Origin of the sequence: Nocardiopsis sp. NPDC057823 (assembly GCF_042797335.1) — a bacterium.
Lineage (GTDB): Bacteria > Actinomycetota > Actinomycetes > Streptosporangiales > Streptosporangiaceae > Nocardiopsis > Nocardiopsis changdeensis.
In genome coordinates, this window is sequence record NZ_JBHVLR010000001.1 from 731,799 (window position 1) to 750,621 (window position 18,823).

Annotated in this window: 20 protein-coding genes and 1 other RNA gene; 15 read left to right on the plus strand and 6 right to left on the minus strand. The window is 72.3% G+C overall.

The features are described from left to right. Positions 1-3: 3 nt before the first annotated feature. The 11 genes from prfB to ACFVNO_RS03420 all read left to right on the plus strand — a co-directional run bounded on the left by prfB (position 4) and on the right by ACFVNO_RS03420 (position 10,866). Positions 4-1,122 carry a peptide chain release factor 2 gene (gene prfB, locus ACFVNO_RS03370; protein ID WP_220565083.1) on the plus strand — a complete coding sequence of 373 codons (1,119 nt, stop codon included), beginning with the start codon at positions 4-6 and terminating at the stop codon, positions 1,120-1,122. 498 nt (positions 1,123-1,620) lie between these two features. Then, positions 1,621-2,310, plus strand: coding sequence for a cell division ATP-binding protein FtsE (ftsE, locus tag ACFVNO_RS03375; protein WP_220565084.1), 690 nt, complete (start codon positions 1,621-1,623; stop codon positions 2,308-2,310). Positions 2,311-2,399: 89 nt separating this feature from the next. Beyond that, entirely contained in the window at positions 2,400-3,311 is a 912-nt protein-coding gene (gene ftsX / locus ACFVNO_RS03380; RefSeq protein WP_355256839.1) for a permease-like cell division protein FtsX, read from the plus strand. Positions 3,312-3,386: 75 nt separating this feature from the next. Beyond that, positions 3,387-3,854 (plus strand): SsrA-binding protein SmpB, encoded by a 468-nt coding sequence (gene smpB / locus ACFVNO_RS03385; RefSeq protein WP_355256842.1) that lies wholly within the window; start codon positions 3,387-3,389, stop codon positions 3,852-3,854. Between the two features lie 23 nt (positions 3,855-3,877). Then, a complete protein-coding gene (locus tag ACFVNO_RS03390; protein WP_355256845.1) occupies positions 3,878-5,845 on the plus strand; it encodes a penicillin-binding transpeptidase domain-containing protein in 1,968 nt (655 codons plus the stop codon). A gap of 388 nt (positions 5,846-6,233) precedes the next feature. Continuing rightward, positions 6,234-6,606: a transfer-messenger RNA gene (ssrA, locus tag ACFVNO_RS03395) on the plus strand. Between the two features lie 504 nt (positions 6,607-7,110). Then, on the plus strand, positions 7,111-8,148 hold the full coding sequence (locus ACFVNO_RS03400; RefSeq protein WP_355256848.1) for a serine hydrolase domain-containing protein: 1,038 nt from the start codon (positions 7,111-7,113) through the stop codon (positions 8,146-8,148). Between the two features lie 75 nt (positions 8,149-8,223). Next, positions 8,224-8,931, plus strand: a complete 708-nt coding sequence (locus tag ACFVNO_RS03405) for a CPBP family intramembrane glutamic endopeptidase (protein WP_355256851.1) — start codon at positions 8,224-8,226, stop codon at positions 8,929-8,931. Further along, a complete protein-coding gene (locus ACFVNO_RS03410; RefSeq protein ID WP_220565090.1) occupies positions 8,928-9,257 on the plus strand; it encodes a PadR family transcriptional regulator in 330 nt (109 codons plus the stop codon). Before ACFVNO_RS03405 ends, ACFVNO_RS03410 begins: the two co-directional genes overlap by 4 nt. Further along, the gene (locus ACFVNO_RS03415; RefSeq protein ID WP_355256857.1) at positions 9,254-9,988 is read left to right on the plus strand and encodes a DUF2812 domain-containing protein; all 735 of its coding nucleotides are present in this window, start codon (positions 9,254-9,256) and stop codon (positions 9,986-9,988) included. The genes ACFVNO_RS03410 and ACFVNO_RS03415 overlap by 4 nt, the downstream gene beginning before the upstream one ends. Positions 9,989-10,080: 92 nt before the next feature. After that, on the plus strand, positions 10,081-10,866 hold the full coding sequence (locus ACFVNO_RS03420; RefSeq protein ID WP_355256860.1) for a class I SAM-dependent methyltransferase: 786 nt from the start codon (positions 10,081-10,083) through the stop codon (positions 10,864-10,866). On the opposite strand, the gene ACFVNO_RS03425 is transcribed toward ACFVNO_RS03420, so the two are convergent. From ACFVNO_RS03425 to ACFVNO_RS03435, 3 genes are read right to left on the minus strand one after another with little or no spacing between them, the layout of a single operon-like run. After that, positions 10,844-11,581 carry a helical backbone metal receptor gene (locus ACFVNO_RS03425; RefSeq protein WP_355257108.1) on the minus strand — a complete coding sequence of 246 codons (738 nt, stop codon included), beginning with the start codon at positions 11,579-11,581 and terminating at the stop codon, positions 10,844-10,846. The genes ACFVNO_RS03420 and ACFVNO_RS03425 overlap by 23 nt on opposite strands. Next, positions 11,581-12,258: a DUF6891 domain-containing protein gene (locus tag ACFVNO_RS03430; RefSeq protein WP_355256862.1), complete on the minus strand. Its 678-nt coding sequence runs from the start codon at positions 12,256-12,258 to the stop codon at positions 11,581-11,583. The genes ACFVNO_RS03425 and ACFVNO_RS03430 overlap by 1 nt, the downstream gene beginning before the upstream one ends. A gap of 7 nt (positions 12,259-12,265) precedes the next feature. Then, entirely contained in the window at positions 12,266-13,249 is a 984-nt protein-coding gene (locus tag ACFVNO_RS03435) for an aldo/keto reductase (protein WP_378888850.1), read from the minus strand. 95 nt (positions 13,250-13,344) lie between these two features. Here ACFVNO_RS03435 and ACFVNO_RS03440 point away from each other — a divergent pair, with 95 nt between their 5' ends. The 3 genes from ACFVNO_RS03440 to ACFVNO_RS03450 are packed head-to-tail and all read left to right on the plus strand — an operon-like array spanning position 13,345 to position 14,514. Further along, complete coding sequence (locus ACFVNO_RS03440; RefSeq protein WP_355256868.1) at positions 13,345-13,923, plus strand: TetR/AcrR family transcriptional regulator; 579 nt, start codon at positions 13,345-13,347, stop codon at positions 13,921-13,923. Between the two features lie 58 nt (positions 13,924-13,981). After that, complete coding sequence (locus ACFVNO_RS03445; protein ID WP_355256871.1) at positions 13,982-14,257, plus strand: type II toxin-antitoxin system Phd/YefM family antitoxin; 276 nt, start codon at positions 13,982-13,984, stop codon at positions 14,255-14,257. Next, positions 14,254-14,514: a Txe/YoeB family addiction module toxin gene (locus tag ACFVNO_RS03450; protein ID WP_355256874.1), complete on the plus strand. Its 261-nt coding sequence runs from the start codon at positions 14,254-14,256 to the stop codon at positions 14,512-14,514. The genes ACFVNO_RS03445 and ACFVNO_RS03450 overlap by 4 nt, the downstream gene beginning before the upstream one ends. 139 nt (positions 14,515-14,653) lie before the next feature. Here ACFVNO_RS03450 and ACFVNO_RS03455 read toward each other — a convergent pair whose 3' ends face one another. Beyond that, complete coding sequence (locus ACFVNO_RS03455) at positions 14,654-14,953, minus strand: hypothetical protein (protein ID WP_220565098.1); 300 nt, start codon at positions 14,951-14,953, stop codon at positions 14,654-14,656. A 99-nt stretch (positions 14,954-15,052) separates the two neighbouring features. Then, on the minus strand, positions 15,053-16,195 hold the full coding sequence (nagA, locus tag ACFVNO_RS03460) for an N-acetylglucosamine-6-phosphate deacetylase (RefSeq protein ID WP_355256877.1): 1,143 nt from the start codon (positions 16,193-16,195) through the stop codon (positions 15,053-15,055). 642 nt (positions 16,196-16,837) lie between these two features. Here nagA and ACFVNO_RS03465 point away from each other — a divergent pair. Continuing rightward, positions 16,838-17,353, plus strand: coding sequence for an NADPH-dependent FMN reductase (locus ACFVNO_RS03465; RefSeq protein ID WP_220565101.1), 516 nt, complete (start codon positions 16,838-16,840; stop codon positions 17,351-17,353). 43 nt (positions 17,354-17,396) lie between these two features. Here ACFVNO_RS03465 and ACFVNO_RS03470 read toward each other — a convergent pair whose 3' ends face one another. Continuing rightward, positions 17,397-18,302, minus strand: coding sequence for a hypothetical protein (locus tag ACFVNO_RS03470; protein ID WP_220565103.1), 906 nt, complete (start codon positions 18,300-18,302; stop codon positions 17,397-17,399). Positions 18,303-18,823 lie beyond the last annotated feature (521 nt).

Sequence of the window (18,823 nt, forward strand, 5' to 3'; positions counted from 1 at the left end):
TCCGTGGCAGAACTGGACCCAGCAGAGAAGATCAAGGACCTCGCGGCGACCCTGGCGAGCGTCACCGCCGTCTTGGACCTGGAGGCGATGAGCACCCGGATCGAGGAGCTGCGCGAGCAGTCCGCCGACCCGGAGCTGTGGGCCGACCAGGGCAACGCGCAGAAGGTGACGCGCGAGCTCTCCAGCCTGGAGTCCATGGTCAACAAGATCGAGGGCATCGGCCGGCGGCTCGACGACCTGGGCGTGCTCTACGAACTGGCCGAGGCCGAAGAGGACGCCGACACCAGGGCCGAGGCCGACCGCGAGCTGGAGCAGCTCCGCAAGGAGATCGGCGAGCTGGAGGTGCGCACCCTCCTCAACGGCCCGCACGACGAGCACGAGGCCCTCGTCACCATCAACTCCCAGGCGGGCGGCGTGGACGCCGCGGACTGGGCGCAGATGCTCCAGCGCATGTACCTGCGCTGGGCCGAGCGGCACGGCTACCCCACGGAGATCTACGAGACCTCCTACGCGGAGGAGGCGGGCATCAAGTCCACCTCGTTCGCGGTCAAGGCGCCGTTCGCCTACGGCACCCTGCGCGGCGAGCACGGCACCCACCGCCTGGTCCGCATCTCCCCGTTCGACAACCAGAACCGGCGCCAGACCTCCTTCGCCGGCGTGGACGTCGTCCCCGTGGTGGAGCAGAGCGACCACATCGACATCGACGAGACCGAGCTGCGCATCGACGTGTACCGCTCCTCGGGTCCCGGCGGCCAGGGCGTCAACACGACCGACTCGGCGGTGCGCATCACCCACCTGCCCACCGGGATCGTGGTGTCCTGCCAGAACGAGCGGTCCCAGCTCCAGAACAAGGCGACCGCGATGACGATGCTCCAGGCCAAGCTGCTGGCGCGCAAGCGCGAGGAGGAGCAGGCGGCGCTGGACGACATCCGCGGCGAGTCGGTGAGCAGCTGGGGCACCCAGATGCGCAACTACGTGCTCCAGCCCTACCAGAGCGTCAAGGACGTGCGGACCGGCATGGAGACGGGCAACACCGCGGCGGTGCTGGACGGCGAGATCGACGAGTTCATCGACGCCGAGATCCGCTGGATGCGCAGCAGGGAGCGGTCCGAGGACGCCTGACCCCACGACACGCCGACCGGCCGGGCGGCCCGCGCGGAACCGGGGACCCCTCCCCGGGGCGTGCGGGGCCCCGGCCGTTCCGGTCTCGTGGAGGACGGGGTATCGGACCCCGGCGCGGCCGCGAGGACCGGGTACCTTCTCCCTGTAATATCCGGGGTCCGGCCGCACGGAGCGACCACGGTGACACCCTGGGTGTCGGTGCGGATGCTACGGGTGAGCATATTGGGAAGAATGCGCAGGTTGTATCCCAATGGTGATGCTCACGACTCCGCGGTTTTACCGAAACGGCTATATGTGAACGTTATCATCGGTTGACGCCTCCGATATGCTCGGGGCTGTTGTCCGATAGTGTGCGGAATCTTCGGGTGCGACGCGGCCTGGACGATCCGGGTCGTTCCCCCCTCTACACTGTCGGTTGGCCATGCGGCCGGTACGATCCCCGCACGGAGTCCTCTCCGCGTCGGGTACCCATACCTTCGAGAACCTTGTGATGCGCCTGTGATCCACTTCGACAACGTCACCAAGGTCTATCCGACCCAGAAACGCCCCGCGCTCGACGGCGTTTCCATTGACGTAGACAAGGGCGAGTTCGTCTTCCTCGTCGGCCCGTCCGGCTCCGGCAAGTCGACCTTCCTCCGCTTGGTCCTCAAGGAGGAGAAGCCCGACAAGGGCCGCGTGCACGTGGCCGGCAAGGACCTCGCGCGCCTGTCCAACTGGAAGGTGCCGCACCTGCGCCGCCGCATCGGCTGCGTCTTCCAGGACTTCCGCCTGCTGCCGAACAAGAACGTCTTCGAGAACGTCGCGTTCGCCCTGGAGGTCATCGGCAAGCCCCGCAGGTTCATCCGCAAGGTCGTCCCCGAGGTCGTCGAGCTCGTCGGCCTGGAGGGCAAGGCCGGCCGCATGCCCAACGAACTGTCCGGTGGCGAGCAGCAGCGCGTCGCGATCGCCCGCGCGTTCGTCAACCGCCCGCAGATCCTGCTGGCCGACGAGCCCACCGGCAACATCGACCCCGCGACCTCGATCGGCATCATGAAGGTCCTGGACCGGATCAACCGCACGGGTACCACCGTCGTCATGGCGACCCACGACGCCGCCATCGTCGACTCGATGCGCAAGCGCGTGATCGAGCTTGAAGAGGGCCTCGTGGTGCGCGACCAGTCGCGCGGCGTCTACGGCCAGGCGTACTGACCTTCTGGCGCGCCCGGCGCCGGGCGTCCCACCCCGCCGAGGACCCGACCGGCGCGGCGAACCACCCAAGGATGGACCTTTAACAGATCATGCGAGCACAATTCGTTCTCTCCGAGACGTGGATCGGCCTGCGTCGGAACCTGACGATGACGATCGCCGTCATCACCACGGTCGCCATCTCCCTCGCCCTCTTCGGCGCGGGCCTGCTGGTCAACCAGCAGGTGTCCGAGATGCGCAACTACTGGGACGAGCGGATCACGCTCACCATCTACATGTGCAACGAGATCTCGCCGACCGCCGTCTGCCAGGAGAACGGGCCCGCGACCGACGAGGACCGCGCCGCGCTCCAGGACAAGCTGGAGGGCATGGAGCAGGTCCAGGACGTCACCTACCTGACGGCCGCCGAGGCGTGGCAGGACTTCCAGGAGCGCCTGGGCGCCTCCAACGAGGCCCTGGCCGCCGCCGCGCAGGAGGGCGACATCCCGGACAACTTCCGGGTGCAGCTCACCAACCCGGAGTACTACGACACCGTGCGGGCCGCCGTCGAGGGCAGCCCCGGCGTCGACTCCATCTCCAACGACCAGCGGGTCCTGGAGCAGTTCTTCGGCCTGCTGGACGGGCTCAAGTGGTCCGCGCTGCTGGTCGCCGGCGTGCAGCTGGCCGCGGCCGCGCTGCTGATCGGCAACACCATCCGCCTGTCGGCCTACAGCCGCCGCCGCGAGACCGGGATCATGCGCCTGGTCGGCGCCTCCAACTTCTACATCCAGCTGCCCTTCCTCCTGGAGGGCGCGATCGCCGGCCTCGTCGGCGGCCTCATCGCCTCCGGGTTCATCGTGGCCACCCGGTTCACGCTGCTGACCCGCGTGGAGGAATGGTTCCAGTTCGACATCGCACTGGGCACCGGCGCGCTCATGTACGTGATCGGTGTATCGATGATCCTCGGTGTGCTGCTGTGCACCGTCACCTCGTTCCTCACCCTGCGCCGGTACCTCAAGGTCTGACGCGGGCCGTCGGGGACGGACACGACCGAACCGGGGGGCCTCGTGCCCCCCGGGCGTATTGAAGGGACACCTCAAGTGGCACGGGAAACCGGGCGCAAACTCATCGCGCAGAACCGGCGCGCCCGGCACGAATACCACATCGACGAGACCTACGAGGCGGGCATCGTCCTCACCGGTACCGAGGTGAAGTCGCTCAGAGAGGGCCGGGCGTCCATCGTCGACGGGTTCGCGCACATCGGCGACGGCGAGGTGTGGCTGGAGCACGTGCACATCCCCGAGTACTCACAGGGCACCTGGACCAACCACGCGTCCCGCCGATCGCGTAAGCTACTCCTGCATCGCGCGCAGATCTCGCGGCTCATCGGCAAGACCCGGGAGCCCGGCTACACGCTGATCCCGCTGTCGCTGTACTTCAGCGACGGTCGGGTCAAGGTCGAGATCGCTCTGGCACGCGGTAAGCGCGAATACGACAAGCGTCAGGACATCGCCGAACGCGAGGCGAAGCGGGACATGGAACGCGCGCTCCGCCAACGCAACCGATGAGGCGCCCGAAAGGAACACACACGGTGTCCCCCCGTCCCCACGGCCGCAGGACCGCGGCCGCCGGCAGCGCCCTGATCCTCGCTGCCACCCTGGCCGCCTGCACTCCCGACCCCAGCCCCGAAGTGGCGGTCAGGTCCTTCCTGCTCGCCTGGCAGAGCGGTGAGCACGCGGAGGCGGCCCGGTACACAGACGGCGACCCGGAGGAGGTCGAGCGCGCCCTCACGGACATGAAGGAGCAGCTCGACCTCGCCTCCCTGCGCTTCGGGCTCGGCCCGATCTCCCGGGAGAAGGACAGCGCCACCGCCGAGTTCTCGGCCCACGCCGACCTCGGCATGGGCGACCCCACCTGGGACTACACCGGCCGGATGCCGCTCACCTGGGGCCCCGACGGCTGGAAGATCACCTGGTCCTCCGGGGTCCTGCACCCCGAGCTGAACCCCGAGGAGCGCCTCGCGGTCAGCTACGAGGCCCAGGAGCGCGGACAGATCCTCGACAGCCAGGGCCGGCCCCTGGTCGCCGCCGACCGGGTCAGCGCCTTCGGCGTGGTGCCGGCCGAGATGGAGGACAAGGAGGCCGGGGTCACCGAGCTGGCCGATCTCCTCGACGAGGACCCCGACCGCCTGCTCAACCGCGTGCGCTCCGCGCCGCCCGAGCAGTTCCAGCCGCTGGTGCTCATGCGCAACTCCAGCGTGGACGGGGCGCTGCTGGCCGACGTCCGCGAGATCTCCGGCGCGGACGTGCAGGAGGTGGAGATCAACCTGACCCCGGCCGCGGCGCCGTTCGTGGTCGGCGAGGTCGCCGGCACCGCCGAGCACCGGGTCTCCTCCCGGGTCCCGGGCACCTACCAGGCCGGCGACACCGTGGGCCTGAGCGGACTGCAGAACATCTACCAGCACGAGCTGGCGGGCTCGGCGACCACCCAGGTCGTCACCCTGGACGCCGACGGACAGGTCACCGGGGTCCTGGAGTCCTGGGAGGGCGAGCAGAGCGGCGGCGTCGACACCACGCTCGACACCGACGTGCAGCGGGCCGCCGAGCACGCGCTCACCGGGATGCCCGGCGACGCCTACCTGGTGGCCGTGGCCTCCGGCACCGGCGAGATCCTGGCCGCCGCCAACGCCTCCGGCAACACCGGCGACGACAACGCCTTCACCGGGTCCTACAAGCCCGGTGGCACCTTCGGCGTGATCGCCGCGCTGGCCGCCCTGGAGACGGGCGCCGCCACCCCGACCAGCGAGGTGCCCTGCGGGCCCAGCGTCGAGATCGGCGGGCAGACCTTCACCAACCCGAGCCAGGGCTCGCTCAGCTTCGACCCCAGCCTGGTCCGCAACATCGCCTTCGGCTGCAACGTCGGGTTCGCCGCCCTGGGCGAGGAGGTCGGCGCCGAGGCGCTGGCCGCGACCGCGCAGGAGCTCGGCGTCGGGGCGAACTGGCAGCTGCCGGTCCCCTCCTCGCCGGGCGAGGTCGAGATCGGCGGCGGCGAGGTCGAGACGGCCTCGGCGATGATCGGCGAACACGGGGTGCGGGTCAGCCCGCTGACCATGGCCCTGGTCGCCGGTGCCGTCGCCGACGGTTCCTGGCACCCGCCGCAGCTGGTGCGCGACGAGGCCGCCGCCGGGGCCACCGCCCTGGACGCGACCGGCCTGGAGGTGGTCCGCCAGGGGCTGCGCGAGGCCGTCGTCCAGCGCATGCCCGAGCTGACCATGGGGGTCGGCGAGGGCGAGGTGCACGGCCAGGCCGCGCGCACCGAGCAGGGCGACACCGCGCTGCACTGGTTCGTCGGCTACCAGGGGGACGTGGCGTTCGCGGTGCTGGCCGAGGTGGACCCGGCCCAGACGCAGTGGTCGCAGTACGCGGTCACCGCGGCCCAGTCGTTCCTGTCGGGCATGGCCAACGGGGTCCCGGAGACCACCACCGGGGTCCCCGACACCACCACCGAGGCTCCGCTGACGGAGGCCGACCTGACGGCCACCGAGGAGACCGGCTGGTAATCCGGTCGTACATACCATGCCCTGATGGGGCAAAACGGGCGGCCCTTCCGCAACCTTCGGGAGGGCCGCCCGCGTCTTTCCGGATACCTGGCGCCGCGACAGGGGGTAGCGGGCCAGCGTGGAGGCAGGACCTCATCTCGGGGGAGATCCTGCCGGTTTCCAACGGTCGGCCCGACCCTGCCGACCGGCCCCCGCGGGAGAGCGTCGACCACTCTGAGTCCGCCCCGCGGGGGTTTCTCCCTGTTCGAAACCGGTCCGCGCCCCCGGGAATCAGCTTGGCCCCCGCGGCGTTGACCCGGTAGAGTGACGAACGAGCCGAAGGACCACGGTCCGGACGCTCGTTGCGGGCACCGCGGGCCACGGCCGGCGGAGCCTTGACAACTGCACAGGGGGTGATCGGTTTCGACTTCGGTCGGCGTTTCAGGGGAAGCGGGTCGAGGGTTGTGTTTGTGACCTCGTTAATCCTGCATTCACGCTAAACACAAGTGCCAATTCCAAGCGCACTGAGTTCGCTCTCGCTGCCTAAGCGATAGCGACTCTGTCGGTCCGGGCTCGTCATCGGCCCGGGTACCGGCATCAGCCAGATGACTCACCGCGCGGATCAGGCCACAGGGCCCGCGCGGGACATTTCAGTGGCTGGGCCCGTCAGCGATGTGTCTGTACAAGCGCTGGGGCCGAGTAGAACGACACTACAGACTGCACCCGGAGAAGCTCTGGTGCGTCATCGAAGGACGCGGGTTCGATTCCCGCCACCTCCACTCGACTCTGGGCGACTCGTGCTCGGGGGCCTACGGCCGCCTCGCAGGAGTCGCCCTTCGTCGTGCCCGCCGGGGGGAGACCCCCCGAACCCCCCGAGGCACCCCCCTGTGGCGGGGGCCGCGGGGAACGGTTCCGCGGGCGGTATGTGCTCTTGCATCGTGACGCGGGCTGCGCCCGCTTTCGGGCGTTTCCGCTCGGAGCCTTCGGCTCCTTGCGGGGGCGCCTTTTTCGTGTGTGCGGGGCACCTCGGAGGGGCCCTGTGGCGGGGGCGGGCTGTGCCCGCTTTCGGGCGGCTCTGTTCGCGGGGGCGCCCTTTGTGGTGTCTGTCGGGGGTCTGTGGGCGTTGTGATGCGGGCTGTGCCTGCTTTCGGGTGTTTCCGCTCGGGCTTTCGGGTCCTTGCGGGGGCGCCTTTTTTCGTGTCCGCGGGGTGTGGTGGGGCGGGCTCCGGCGGCATGATGGGGGTCCGCGCCCTGCTCCTGCGTTCGTCGGCGGAAGGGGAGTGGGGATGCGGTCTCGGCGGGGGTTCCTGGTCGGAGGCGGGGTCGCGGCCGCGGCCGCGGTGGTGGGGGGCGGCGCCGCGGTGCGGTGGGCGTCCAGGAGTCCGCGGGAGCGGCTGGCGGACCTGGTGCCCGAGGGGCCCGAGGTCAGTGCGGTCGCGGCGGACGGCGAGCCCCTGGTGGCGGTGGGTATGGACACCGCGCGGGACGTGTGCTCGGTGACCAAGCAGTTCACCGCGGCCGGCGTCCTGCGGCTGGAGATGGACGGGGAGCTGTCCGTCGGGGACCCGGTGGGCGCTTTCCTGCCCGGCGCGTCGGGACGGCTGGGGGAGGTCGACCTGCACCGGCTCCTGACGCACACCGGCGGGCTCCCGGAGGCGCTGGGCGACGACTACGAGCCGCTCGGGCGGGAGGAGTTCGTGGCGGCGGCGGTGGCCGCCGAGCCGGTGGAGGGCTACCTGTACTCCAACGTCGGCTACGGGCTGCTGGCGGCGGTCATCGAGGTGGTGGCCGGTTCGTACGAGGGGTTCCTGGCGGAGACCCTGTTCGGGCCCGCGGGCATGACGCGGACCGGGTACGTGCTGCCGGACTGGGACGACGCCGGGGTCGCGGTGGAGTACGACGCCCGGGGGGACTCCTCGGGGCGGCCGTACGAGCGGCCGTGGGCGGACGACGGGCCGTACTGGAACCTGCGGGGCAACGGCGGGATGCTGTCCACCGCGCGCGACATGCTGGCCTGGCACCGGTCCCTGGCCGGGGGCGCGGTGCTGTCGGAGCGGGCCCTGGAGCGGATGTTCACGCCGCACGTGGCGGAGGACGCCCTGGGGACCTCGCACTACGGGTACGGCTGGGTGATCCTCGAGGTCGGGGGCCGGAGGGCGGCCTGGCACAACGGGGGGAACGGCGCGGCCTACGCGGAGCTGCTGCACGTGCCCGGCGGGCCGATGGCGTTCTGGGCGACCGGGGCGGTCTCCCGGGAGGGGGAGTGGGACCTGGAGGACGCCGATGTGGCGATCCGGATGGGCGAGGTCCTGCTGGGAGGGTGAATCGGTGCGGCGACATAGGTTGTATTCCTAACTAGGTAGGTCTATGGTCTAGGTAGTCGAACCGAAGGAGTCGTCGTGGGGTTCTCCGTGTGGGGACTGGCGCTGGTGGCGCTGATCGTCCTGTACCTGGTGGCCGTGGAACCGTGGTGGGGCAGGCGCGCCTACGCGGAGCTGGAGCGGGTGCGGGACACGGACCCGCGGGCGCTCACGCGGATGTTCGGCCAGGGCATCGCCGTCTGGTGGGGCCTCACCGGGGTCGCCCTGCTGGCGGTGCTGGTCTCGCCCGGGGTGGGCCCCGCGGAACTGGGCCTGGTCCCGGTGAACGGGGAGTGGGGCACGCTCGCCGGGGCCGTCGTGGGGATGGCCGTCGCGATGGCCGCGGTCGCCCTGGCCGCTCGGAAGGCCCCCGGGTTCCTGATGCCGGGGCAGAAGGCGGTCGCCGCGCTGCTGCCGCGCACGGCCCGGGAGCGGTGGTGGGGCGCGGGGGCCTCGGTCACCGCCGGGATCTGCGAGGAACTCGTCTACCGCGGCCTGTTCATCGCCGCCGGGGTGGGCCTGGGGCTGGACCCCGTGGTCGCCGCCGGGATCAGCCTGGGGATCTTCGTCCTGGGGCACCTGTACCAGGGGCCGGTGGGCCTGGTCTTCGTCACGCTGGTCGGCTTCGTGTTCACGAACGTGTACCTGGCCACCGGCAGCCTGTTCGTGCCGATCGTGCTGCACATCCTGCTGGACCTGCGCTCCCTGGCGTTCGCCCCCCGGCGCGAGGAGGTGGCGGCCCGATGAGGGCGGACCGCCGGTCGAGCTGGCTCAAGGGCGTGCTGGACCTGCTGGTGCTGGCCGGGCTGACCGAGGGCGAGAGCTACGGGTACGCGATCGCCAAGCGGCTCGACGAGGCGGGCCTGGGGACCATCAAGGGCGGCACGCTGTACCCGGTGCTCAACCGCCTGGAGGAGGCCGGGCTGGTGGAGGCCGAGTTCCGGGCCGCCGAGCGGGGGCCGGGCCGGCGCTACTACCGGCTGACCGAGGCCGGGCGCACCGTCCTGGCCGAACAGACCGCGGCCTGGCGCGAGTTCGAGACCGCCGTTCGTACCGTCTTGGAGGACCGATGACCTACTTCGACGAGCTGGCCGAACGGCTCGCGGCACGCGGCGTGGACGCCGAGAGGTCGCGGGTGCTGCTGGAGGAGCTGTCCGCGTACGCGGCGGACGCCGGGGTGGACCCGGAGGAGGAGTTCGGGCCGGTCGACGGGTTCGCCGACTCGCTCGCGCCCCGGGAGGAGGGCGGCCGGCCCGAGGAGCTGGCCTGGACGGCGGACGCCTTCGAGACGCCCGCGCGGCTCAACGGGTTCGGTGCCCAGGGCTGGGAGGTGGAGCGCATCGACCGGCTGGGCCGGTTCGTCGGCCGCCGGGACCGCGAGAACCCCCAGACCTGGGAGTACCGCCAGGAGGTCTGCACGGGCCGCGCCGACCGGGAGCGGCTGGCCGCGAGGCTGGCCCCCGACGGCTGGGAGCCGTGCGGGCACTGGTCGGTGCTGGCCTACTTCAAACGTCCCGGGGCGGCCACCGCCGGTCCCGGGGCGGAGCTGGAGGACCCGCCCGCGCCCGGGCCCCGGCGGGCCTTCTTCGGGGCCCGGGGGATCGCGCTCATCGCGGCGTCACTGGCGGTCGTGGCGGTCTCGGTGTGGTCGATCGTGCAGCGGGCGGCCGACGGGCGGCTGACGGCCGAGGGGCCGGAGGAGCTGGCGGGCCTCGCGGCGGGGGCGCTCGTCGGCGCGGCCCTGGTCCTGGGCGCGGTGTGGGCCGTGCTCCGGATCGCCCGGTCGGTGCGCGACCGGCGCTGAACGGGGCCGGAACCGGCTACCCCCTGTTGTTTCCCCGGCGGGATGGGTAGCCTCGGGGACTTCCTCCGTCTCTGTTCGATGGGAGCCCCACGATGTCCTCCTCCGCCCCCCTGAACCGCAACCGGGCCTCTCTGCTGCACAAGGTCCGCTACGCGCTGCGCAACCCGGGGAAGGTGGGGCCCTACCTGCGCCGCTCGGCCCGCGACCTGGGCCTGCGGCTCCGGCACCGGGACCACGTCTCCTACTACCGGGCGGTGATGGCCGCCGACACCGCCCGGGATCCCAAGGCCGCCGTGGGCAGCCGCAACGAGGAGCGGTGGCTGGAGCTGGGCCGGATGCAGTTCGACTACCTGGTCGGCCACGGGCTGCGGCCCGGCCACCGCCTGCTGGAGATCGGCTGCGGCAACCTGCGCGCCGGGTGGCGGTTCATCGACCACCTGGACGCCGGCGGGTACTACGGGATCGACATCTCCCCGGACATCCTCATCTCCGCCAAGGAGACGCTGGCCGCGCGGGGGCTGCAGCACAAGCTGCCGCACCTGACCCTGGTCCGGGACCTGACCTTCGACTTCCTGCCCGAGGGGCACTTCGACGTGGTGCACGCGCACAGCGTGTTCTCCCACTCGCCCCTGGAGGTCATCGACGAGTGCCTGGCGCACGTGGAGCGGGTGCTCGCCCCCGGCGGCTTCTTCGACTTCACGTTCGACCGCACCGAAGGGGCCGAGCACCACGTGCTGCGGGAGGACTTCTACTACCGCACCGAGACGCTCGTCGCCCTGGCGGGGAAGCACGGGCTGCACGCCCGGTTCATGGAGGACTGGGAGGAGCTGCCGCACGGGCAGTCGAAGATCCGCGTCACCGTTCCAGAACGGAGCTGAGGCGCGCCCGGGCGGCGGTCATCGCGGGGCCGTACCAGGTCAGGTCGCGGCCCGGGACGCACACCGAGGGGACGTCGAACGCCTCCGGGCCGTCGCCGGGGCCGAACGGGTACGGCTCGTCGGGCAGCAGGACGAGGTCGGCGCCGACGCTCCCGGGGGAGGCCTCCGGGTAGCGGCCGGGCAGCGCGGCCGGGACGTTGACGGCGCCCAGCCGGGTCAGCACGTCGTGGGCGTAGGTGTCGGCGCCGACGAACATCCACGGGTCCCGCCAGACCGGGACGGCCACCCGCGGTCCCGCGGCGGGCGCGGGGGCGGCCCAGGTCCGCCCGGCCTCGGCCAGCCAGCCGGGGTCGGCCAGGCCGCAGGCGTCCAGCAGGCGGTGCAGGGAGGCCAGTGCTCCGGGGACGGTGCGGATGTCGGTCACCCACACGGGGATCCCGGCCGCGCGCAGCTCCCGGACGTGGCGCTCCCGGTTCTCCTCCCTGTTGGCGACGACCAGGTCCGGGGCGAGCTCGACGATCCGCCGCACGTGCGGGTTCTTGGTGCCGCGCAGGCGCTCCGCGCCGGGGACCGGGGGGCACCAGTCGGTGACGCCCACCAGGACGCCGGGGTCGGTGGCGGCCAGCGCCTCGGACAGGGAGGGGACGAGGGACACGGCGCGGCGCACCCGGTCCGGCAGGGGGACCGGGTGCCCCAGGTCGTCGCGGCGCGGGATCAGGCGCTCCGGCTCGGGTGGTCGGCCAGGCGGCCGGTGCGCCGCCGGGCCAGCGAGGGGCCCAGGATCTTCTGCCCGGGGTCGCCGTTCCAGACCGGGTCCAGGCCGTGCCGCCGCAGGGTCTCCACGATCTCGTGGCCGACCGCGGTCTTGGCCTCGGCCCCGGTGGTCCCGACGGCGTCGAACCCCAGGTAGGGCTGGAGCCGCTCGGCGTCCTGGGCGTGGTAGAACACGAAGCCGTGCACCGGGTCCAGCCCCGCGGCCGCGCGGGCGCCGTTCTCGGCCTCGATCTCCCCGCGGATGGCGGAGTGGGCACAGGTGTTGCAGCACTCGAAGTTCTCCCGGGCGACGACCCCGGCGGAGTCGAGCTCCCCGAAGGCCGCGGTCAGCCGTTCGGCGTCGCCGGGCCCGTCGTCCTCGCCCTGGGAGCGCAGGTGGGCGGCGAACTCGGCGTCCAGGACCGAGACCAGCCAGGCCCGGATCCGGTCCCTGTCGGCCTCGGGCAGCAGGTCGGGGTCGTCGACGTAGTGCTCCAGGCCGTCGATGACGTAGTCCTCGATGGTGGAACCGACGATCTCGTCGAAGGTGTCGGTGCCCAGGGCGATCTGGACGCGCAGGTTCTCCAGGACCTCGCCGAGGACGTCTTCGGGGTTCAGGCCGTCGAAGGGGGTGCTCATACGCCGATTATGGACCGACCCTACGACGCCCGGCGCCGGAGAGGCCGGCCAGGCGCTCCAGCTCCCGGTCGCCCAGGCGCAGGTCCAGGGCGGCCGCGCTCTCGCGGGCCTGACGCTCGCTGGAGGCGCCGGGGATGGCCACGACGGTGTCGCCGTAGTAGGAGGTGAGCCAGCTCAGCGCCACCTGGCCGGGAGTGGCGCCGTGCGCGTCGGCGACGGCCCGCAGCTCCCGGACGAGCGGCGCGGACCGGGCCAGCCCGCGCGGACGGTACTCGGGGACGGCGAGCCGGCGGATGCGCGGCAGCGCGGCGACCGAGGAGGGGTCCTCGTGGAAGCGGCCGGTGAGGACCCCCATGCGCAGCGGGGCGTAGGCGATGAGCGTGATCCCCAGGCGGCGGGCGGTCGCCAGGACGCCGTTGTGCTCGATGTCGCGGTGCAGCAGGCTGATCTGCACCTGGTTGGAGGCCAGGACGACGCCCCGCGCGGCCAGCCGGGCATGGGCCCGCTCCATCTGCGCGGCGGAGAAGTTGCTGACCCCCACCGCGCGGACGGACCCGGCGGCGTGCAGCCGCGCCATCTCGTCCAGTTGGGCCCGGTGCGGGGACACGGACCCGCTTGGCATGTGGATCTGGTGCAGGTCCACCCCGTAGCCGCCCAGGGCCTCCGCGCGCCGGGGGAAGGTGCGCCCGATGCTCGCCGCGGTGCGCAGCAGGGGCGCCCACTTGGTGGCCACCGTGACCTCGCCGGGGGCGACCCCGTTGGCCCGCAGCGCGTCGGCCAGTGCCCGCTCGGAGGCGCCGTTGCCGTACATCTCGGCGGTGTCGAACCACGTGACGCCCCCGGTCAGGGCGGCCCCGACGATCGCCCGGGGCAGGGCCGGGTCGATGGGGCGGTAGAAGACCCGGGCGGCCCCGGTGCCGGAGAACTGCATGCAGCCCAGTCCGATGGGGCTGATCTCGATGTCGGTGCGGCCCAACCGTCGCCGTTCCATGACGACCGCCTTTCATGCTTGTCTCTGTGTGAGACACTAATGTCTCAAGAGGGGTCATGGCTGTCAATGGGCGGAGGGGATCTAGACTGCCCGGCATGGAGAGAACGGGTCTGCGCGACCACATCGCCGCCGCCATCCTGGACGCGGCGGCCCGCGTGCTGGCGGAGCAGGGGGAGACCGCGAGCATGGCGGCCATCGCGTCGGCCTCCGGGGTCAGCCGGGCCACTCTCTACCGCTACTTCCCCAACCGGGAGGCGCTGGTGGCCGGGCTGGTGGAGCGGGTCATGGAGGGCCTGGGAACGCGGATCGCCGACGCCGGGGTGGACGGCGTGCCCGTGCCGGAGGGGCTGGCCCGGGTCACCCGGGCGTTCCTGGCCGAGGGCCGGGAGTACGCGGCGCTGGTCCGGCTCGCCGAGGTGCACGAGCACAAGCGGCGGATGGGGATCGACGACGGGGACGAGCGGATCTCCGCCCCGGTGCGGTCCCTGCTCGCCCGCGGCGCCGCCGACGGCACGCTGCGCCCGGACGTCCCCGAGGACGTCCGCTTCGAGATGTTCACGGCCCTGGTCGAGCGCGCGCTCGGCCTCGTCATCGCCGGCCGGATGGGCGTGGAGGAGGCGGGCGCCCTCGCCACGGGCGTCTTCCTCGACGGTTTCCGCACCCGCCCCGCCTGACCGCCCCGCCACAGGGGCATTCTGGTACGGTAAAGCCGTACGAGTCGGGAGGAAGTCCATGTCCATCAGCGCGAACGAGGCCAGAGCGAACCTCTACCCCCTGATCAAGAAGGTCCAGGAGGACCACGACGTCATCCACATCACCTCTCGCCAGCACGGCAACGCCGTCCTGATGAGCGAGGAGGACTGGAACGGCTGGATGGAGACCGTCTACCTGCTGCGTTCCCCCGCCAACGCCTCCCGGCTGCTCGAGGCGATCGCCCGTGACCAGGACGGCGGTGAAGAGGTGGACGTCGCCCTGGAGGACCTGTCCGGGATGGCGGAGGACCGGTGAGGCATATTCGCTTCGACCCCGGGGCGTGGGGGGATTTCCAGTACTGGCTGGAGGCGGACAAGAAGATCGCCCGCCGGATCGTCCGTCTGATCGAGGAGATGCGGCGGACCCCGTTCGAAGGGGTCGGCAAGCCCGAGCCCCTCAAGGGTGACCTGTCCGGTTACTGGTCGCGGCGCATCACCGATGAGCACCGCATCGTCTACCGGGCGACCGAGAGCGAGTTGCGGATCGTCCAGGTGCGGTACCACTACGGATGACGTTGGCCCCGGCATCGGCGAACCAGGGCGATCGGTATGTATGGGGCAAATCGGAATCTACGCTGTAAAGGGCGGCCCGTGGAGGGCCGTGCACGACGGCGGGGCGGTGCCGGTCCGGCACCGCCCCGCCGTCGATCGGTCAGGCCTTCGTCGCGCCCACCAGCCAGGCGATCTTGTGCGCCGTGACCCCGAGGCTGCCGCTGCTGCCCAGGTAGACGCCGAAGGAGGCGATGAAGGCGTAGTCGTGCTCCCGGCGCTCACAGATCACGTCCTCGACCGCGTAGGTGGACGCCGGGTTGCTCACCCGCAGGCAGGGGCCGTGCTCGTCCACCACATCCGCGCGGACGTCGTACCGGGACAGCTCGTCGGCCAGTTTGTCCAGGTGCCCGTGCTCCTCCGAGGGTGCGCGGGTCTCCTCTTCCTGTCTGGATCGGCTCATGGCGGTGGGTCCTTTCACGTCACGGAACCGGGTCGGTGTCCCACCGCCATTGTCACCTAGCGTCTGATAACGACTACGAAGCGTCGTGGCGACACGCCGTCACTCGACCCTCTCGCCCCGATACAGCACCTCGGCGACCGAAAGGTCGTCCGCCAGCACCAGCAGGTCGGCCGGCGCACCGACCTCGACCCGGCCGACACCGGACAGCCCCAGCGCCGCGGCCGGGACCGACGAGGCCGAGCGCACCGCCTCCGGGACGCCCACGCCCAAGCCCTCCACGGCGTTGCGCACGGCCCGGGGGAGCACGATCGTGCTGGAGGCGATCGCCCCGGTCTCCACCAGGCGCGCCTCGCCGCCGCTCACGCGCACCCGCAGGTCGCCCAGCGTGTACTCGCCGTCGCCCAGCCCGGTCGCCGACATCGCGTCGGTCACCAGCGCCACCCGCTCCGCGCCCGCCGCCGCGAAGACCAGGCCGGCCGCCCCCGGGTGGACGTGCACGTTGTCCAGGATCAGCTCCACGGTCACACGCTCGTCGCCCAGCAGTGCCGCGATCGGGCCCGGGTCGCGGTGGCCCAGCGGGCGCATCGCGTTGTAGATGTGGGTGGCCACCGTCGCGCCCGCCTCCACGGCCTCCAGCGTCGTCTCGTAGGACGCCTCGGTGTGCCCCACCGCGGCCACCACGCCGGAGGAGGCGGCCGCGCGGATCAGGTCCAGGGCGCCGGGCAGCTCCGGTGCCACGGTGATCATGCGGACGTGCCCGCGGCCGGCCTTGAGCCATGCGTCGAACTCCGCGGTGTCCGGGTCGCGCAGCAGGTCCGGGTCGTGCGCGCCGCACCTGGACCTGGCGATGAACGGGCCCTCCAGGTAGATGCCCGCCAGTTCGCCCGCGTCGCACAGCTCGGCCAGCGCCGCCACCTGGCGGACCGTGTCCTCGGGGGGCGCCGCCACCAGGCCGCCCACCATCGAGGTCACCCCGCGGGAGCGGTTGAACCGGACCGTGGCCAGGGCGCCCTCGGGGTCGGCGTCGGGGAAGGCGTGCCCGGCACCGCCGTGCACGTGGACGTCGACCAGGCCCGGCGCCACCCAGGCTCCGCCCAGGTCGCGGACCTCTCCGGGGGGCGTGTCGGCGGAGTCGGGCTCCAGGGCGGCGATCCGGCCCCCCTCGATCCGGACGCGGCCCCGGTGGACGCCGTCGGGGGTGACCACTCGCGCGCCGGTGAGCGTGACGGGGTCGTGCACCATGTTCGTGACTCTCTCTCGCTTCGGACCCCGTGCGCAGGGCGTGTGTGTCGCACATTACATTCGTGTGACCGGGCTTCCGGGAAGCGGGCCGTGCACCCCCGCTCCGGCCCGCGCACCCCCTGCGGAGCTGGGAAATCCCGATCCTCGGGACGCCTGTCCGAAAGGTGGACCCTCCGATCCGGGGCGGAACGGGTCCGGGGCGGGTCGCCGGCACGCATTGACGATAGCGGCCGCGCCGCCCCATGATGGAGGCATGTCCGCCGGTGAGCTGCTTGTCCAGCGCCTGCACGTCGATCTCCGACAGCAGGCGAGCGCGCTCTGTCGTAGCTAGCGCCACGCGGGGCCCGCAGCCCCGCGCCACGGTCGTACCCCGTGGCCCGACCCTCGCAGACACCGGACGCTCATCTTCTCCCAGTTCTGGGTCCCGGACCGTGCATCGGTCCGAGGGAGCACCCCTGCCAGACCCGACACACCCCGCCTTGGACGACGAGGTCCGCGCACCGTGTCGGTAAGGGGAACGACGGTCCTCTCCGGTGTCACCGAACCGCAGTCCCCACTGTCGGGGAACCAGGTCCCGATCACCGCCCCGACGGTCCCTCCGGTCGATCCCGGCTCGCTCTGACCGAACCCAGGAGTTCTCGCATGACCCGCTTCACCGTGCTCGTCGCCGCCCCCCGTTCCCGCGCCTCCGTCCGCTCCACCGCCCTGGCGGCCGCCGCCGAGGTCGCCGCCCGCGCCGGCGTCGCCGACGCGCCCGAGGTCATCGACCTCGGCGACCTGGGGCCGGAGCTGCTCGCCGACTCCTCCGCCGCCGTCGACGGCGCCCTGGCCAGGGTGCGCGAGAGCGATGTCCTGCTGGTCGCCTCCCCGCAGGCGCACGGCACCTACACCGGGCTGCTCAAGGTGTTCCTCGACCGCCTGCCCGAGCTGGGGCTGGGCCACACCGTCGCGGTGCCCCTGGCGGTCGTCGACGACCTGCGCAACAGCCGCGGCATCGAGGAGGACCTGCGGATCCTCCTGGCCGACCTGGGCGCGTGGGTCGCCGAGCCCGGCCTGATCCTGTCCGAGGACGAGGCCGACCGCCCCGAGAGCGTCGTGCGGGCCTGGGCCGACGTCGCCGCCCCGGGCCTGCGCCGGGCCGTCTCCGTCGCGGTCTGACGCCCGCCCGCGGCCGGGGCCCGTCCGGGCCCCGGCGCCGCCGTCAGCCCTCGACGAGGGTGGCGGCGCGCTTGCGGCTGGTGTCGGCCTCGGCCCGGGCCACGTTGCCGCGCACCAGCACCACCACGACCAGGGTCAGGGCGAAGCCGCCGATCCGCAGGCCCAGCAGCACCGGGTCGTCGGGCAGGCTCTCGCCGAACAGCAGGGTGCCGGCCACGACCATGAACACGTTCCCGACCACGTTGGACACCGGTGCGGTGATCGAGGCCCGGGAGCGCTGCATGGAGGTCTGGAACAGCACGATCCCCACCGCCCAGCCTAGGGCGTACAGGTAGGGGAACGGGGAGAGGAGCGCGGGGACGACCGCGTTCCACAGGCCGTGGTCGCTGATCAGCCCGCCCAGGCCCTTGCCCTGGAGTCCGGCGCTGCCCTGGGCGAGCCCCGCGGCGGCGCCCATGGCGGCGGCCGAAACGTACCGCCCCCGGCCGCCGACGAACGCCATCACGGCGACGCAGGCGATGACGGTGGCCACGCTGACGCCGACCAGCAGGGGGGTGTGCGCGGTGGTGCCGGTCTCGCCGCCGTCGGCGGTGGACAGGCCCAGCAGGCCCAGCGCCACCGGCATCAGGCCCAGGGCGATGTACTCGCCGCGGGTGATGCGCTCGCCCAGGACGAGGGTCATCACGAGCAGGCCGCAGGCCACCCCGGCGGCGAAGGCGGGCTGGACGACCGACACCGGGGCCAGGCCCAGGGAGACGATCAGGCCGACGCTGCCCAGCGCCGCGAACACGCAGCCGAGCACCCAGCGGGGGTTGCCCAGCAGGACGCGGGCCAGGTGCAGGGGGCGGTTGACGGAGATGGACTCCGAGCCGTGCAGGGCCCGCTGCTCCACGGTCAGGCCCACGGTGTAGACCACGGCGGCCAGCAGGGCGACCACGAGTCCGATCACGGATGCGCCTTTCGGATCGGGGAGGGCGGCGGGGTTCGGGAGGGGGTGTCGCGCCGGGTACGGCGTACCGCTAACGTCATGCTCTGCGGCCCTCTCCGCGCGGAAAGGGTGTGCTCGGGTTGACGGCCTCCATATAACCAGTTCTAGTCTGGTGTGGCCAGCTTTGTGTTGCGCCCGACGCTCCCTGGCAACCGGCTGAGGGCGTGGCGGATGTTGATGTAGAACACGTTCCGATACCGCTGTGGCGGTGGGATTGGGGAACGGTGCGGGAGCCGGGTGGGCCCGACGGGGACGCCTCCGCGTCCTCCTCGGCGGAGGGCGGGGCCGGGCCGAGTGCTGCCCGGGCCACACTGCGGGAGGCGCTCGCCCGCCGCCGAGACGCCCTGCGCACCGCGGTCACCGAACGCCTCGCGCACTGGCGCACCCTCACCTGGCAGGACGTCAGCTGGCGCACCCTCACCTGGCGCGGGCTGGCCGCCTGGCGCCACCGCGGCTCCGGAACCTCCCGTTTCGAGCCCGGG

Excerpts from the sequence above, each read along its gene's own strand:
- ftsX (WP_355256839.1), top strand. The coding sequence starts at position 2,400 with ATGCGAGCACAATTCGTTCTCTCCGAGACGTGGATCGGCCTGCGTCGG.
- ACFVNO_RS03400 (WP_355256848.1), top strand. The coding sequence starts at position 7,111 with ATGCGGTCTCGGCGGGGGTTCCTGGTCGGAGGCGGGGTCGCGGCCGCG.
- ACFVNO_RS03410 (WP_220565090.1), top strand. The coding sequence starts at position 8,928 with ATGAGGGCGGACCGCCGGTCGAGCTGGCTCAAGGGCGTGCTGGACCTG.
- ACFVNO_RS03415 (WP_355256857.1), top strand. The coding sequence starts at position 9,254 with ATGACCTACTTCGACGAGCTGGCCGAACGGCTCGCGGCACGCGGCGTG.
- ACFVNO_RS03420 (WP_355256860.1), top strand. The coding sequence starts at position 10,081 with ATGTCCTCCTCCGCCCCCCTGAACCGCAACCGGGCCTCTCTGCTGCAC.
- ACFVNO_RS03430 (WP_355256862.1), bottom strand. The coding sequence starts at position 12,258 with ATGAGCACCCCCTTCGACGGCCTGAACCCCGAAGACGTCCTCGGCGAG.
- ACFVNO_RS03435 (WP_378888850.1), bottom strand. The coding sequence starts at position 13,249 with ATGGAACGGCGACGGTTGGGCCGCACCGACATCGAGATCAGCCCCATC.
- ACFVNO_RS03440 (WP_355256868.1), top strand. The coding sequence starts at position 13,345 with ATGGAGAGAACGGGTCTGCGCGACCACATCGCCGCCGCCATCCTGGAC.
- ACFVNO_RS03445 (WP_355256871.1), top strand. The coding sequence starts at position 13,982 with ATGTCCATCAGCGCGAACGAGGCCAGAGCGAACCTCTACCCCCTGATC.
- ACFVNO_RS03455 (WP_220565098.1), bottom strand. The coding sequence starts at position 14,953 with ATGAGCCGATCCAGACAGGAAGAGGAGACCCGCGCACCCTCGGAGGAG.
- nagA (WP_355256877.1), bottom strand. The coding sequence starts at position 16,195 with ATGGTGCACGACCCCGTCACGCTCACCGGCGCGCGAGTGGTCACCCCC.
- ACFVNO_RS03465 (WP_220565101.1), top strand. The coding sequence starts at position 16,838 with ATGACCCGCTTCACCGTGCTCGTCGCCGCCCCCCGTTCCCGCGCCTCC.